The 2,325-nt window shown below is 48.7% G+C and carries 1 protein-coding gene and 1 pseudogene; both read right to left on the reverse strand.

The window, feature by feature from the left end; translation table 11 throughout:
- Positions 1-288: 288 nt before the first annotated feature.
- A pseudogene (locus H6F93_RS14355) lies at positions 289-1,316 on the reverse strand (IS5 family transposase).
- A gap of 483 nt (positions 1,317-1,799) precedes the next feature.
- Positions 1,800-1,994: a hypothetical protein gene (locus H6F93_RS14360; RefSeq protein WP_190681811.1), complete on the reverse strand. Its 195-nt coding sequence runs from the start codon at positions 1,992-1,994 to the stop codon at positions 1,800-1,802.
- Positions 1,995-2,325 lie beyond the last annotated feature (331 nt).

Here is a 2,325-nt window from a genome sequence, read left to right on the forward strand (position 1 = left end):
CCAATTCTGTATATCGCATATCTGCTTCTGACGATAGCTTCTAGATAGAAACTATCTCGCTTCGCTGCGATCCTCAACTGTCACATCCCTTTGCTATTCATGCAGGAGGTCTATTGAAGAGAGCAAGGAAGAGCTCAAACAACTGGGAACCTCGATTAATTCATTTTTGGGAGTTGAGGTCTCAAACGAGACATTGAGGATCTTCTTGAAAACACAGTTTTCTTGAACTCCAATTGAGCTACTCTAGCTGGGTCGGGTGCATCTAAGGATAACTTTCCAGGTTTCACCTTAATCCGCTGCCTGGGTTTGCAAAAAGGTGTAACGCATCAAGTTGTAGGTTAAATTCTTCAGCCCCAAGTTTGCCTTGGCTCTACGATGCCAATGGAGCGCACTAGTTTGCCTCCCATTTGCATCACCCAAGTGCCAAAGACATGCTCCACCCTGGCACGAATTTTGGACTTGGTGCGATTGGACTGTTTCTGCTCCTCACTTAAGGGATGGTTGCGATACCCACGCTGGTGGATTTGGCTATCAAACCCGATTAGCTCCAAGGTGTCCTCGGTGTCCTGGCTGCGGTAGGCGCTATCCCCCCAAATCATATCACTCTCATTGTCCTCATCGAGCAATTGACCTAGTACTTGTAAGTCATGCACTGAAGCATCGGTCACGACATAGCGACGAATCAACCGATGCTCGGCATCAATGCCAATATGGTTCTTGTAACCGAAGTAGCTCTTGCCCCCCTTCTTCGTCCACCGAGCATCCGTGTCCTTTTGGGCGCGTTTGTGCGGCTTGTCCTGCCACTGGGCGGGCACCTCTCCTCCCTTGATGCACTCGTTCTCATCTTTGCTGTTGTGCGGCTTGGGCACCGGAATCAAGGTCGCATCCACAATTTGTCCCCCTTGCGCTGCATAGCCTTGCTCAATCAGATAACCATCGAATTGCTCAAACAAGGGTTCAATCAACTCCTGCTCGCTCAACTGCTTGCGGAACAGCCATACTGTTGTTGCATCTGGCACTTCATCCGCTAGCCCAAACCCTAGAAACTGCATAAACGACAAGCGGTCACTCACTTGATACTCTAATTCTGCATCACTAATGTTGTACAACTGCTGCAACACCAACAGCTTAAACATCACAACCACATCAATCGGCTTACGCCCTGCTTTACTTTTGCGCGGTTTGTGATGAATTTGCTCCAATAGGGGACGAAACGTTTCCCATTCAATCAGCTCATTCAACCGCACCAAGAGATCCTTCTTCTCGTTGAGCTTGTTTTGCCGCTCTTCCCAATCCCAAAAGCCAGGTTGTTTCATCTCATCTCACCCCATCACTGCTCTATCATCAGGATCTCATACCTGTCTCAACCTAAGACTCTCCTTAACCTATTTTTCGAGGTGCCCAACTGCTGAGAGAGCAAAAGACAGCATCGGCTAAAGAGCGAATTCAACTGTTGTACCTGCTCAAAACCAAGCAAGCCGAGACCGTGCAAGTTGCTGCTGCTCTTCTAGGACGGCACCGAGGGACCCTGCAGGAATGGTGGTTGTGTCGCAAAAAATTTTAGAAACGCTACACATGGAGTTCAAGTACATATGTTGTAACTCTACAGATAGCGCTTCAGGAATTTTTTGCGACACAACCGAAAATAGCGTATTCAATTGTTTGTGAAACTAATCAACCCTCTTTAATACCACCTGATGTTGAGATGTCAATGCAATCTCCAGAGGACTTTAAGTGCCCTGTCGGCTCCCGTGAAATAAGTCGTGACGACTTCAGCATTACGCCGCGACCATATTCTTTCAGTAGATGATTTCTGAACTAACGTGAGTTTTAAGGAAGGCGATCGCCTCAGCTGCTACCTGCAACTGCCCCACCGTGTCTAGCATTAATAAAGACTCATCCAACACCTTCAGCAGTTGTTGTAAGTCTGCCTCGCCCGGCGCAGCCGTTGCTTCCTTCAGCACATCCCACAGCGGTAGTTCCAATTGCTCCACCTTCACCCCTCAATTGTGCAATGGACAGGGACGCACTGCACACAACTCTGGATCGAGCCGGGTTTGACTGGCAAATTTCTTGATACCATAACGTGTTTCCAATACACTCAGTATCTTGCCCACGTACTGATGAACCTGGCTAGGCACCATACCGACACAATGAACCGGAGGTACAACCGCTACCTTCTGTTGCCCCTGCCAGATTTCAGCGGCGATCGCCAGGACGAACTGCGGCGGTTGGTCTTCATTGAGGCTCCAGCCGTTTTGGCAGCAGATGATCTGGCTGAAATAGATCAGTATGGCTTTGCTTCGCTGCGTGAGTCTATAGAAG

Source organism: Leptolyngbya sp. FACHB-671 (assembly GCF_014695745.1).
Lineage (GTDB): Bacteria > Cyanobacteriota > Cyanobacteriia > Elainellales > Elainellaceae > JAAUTN01.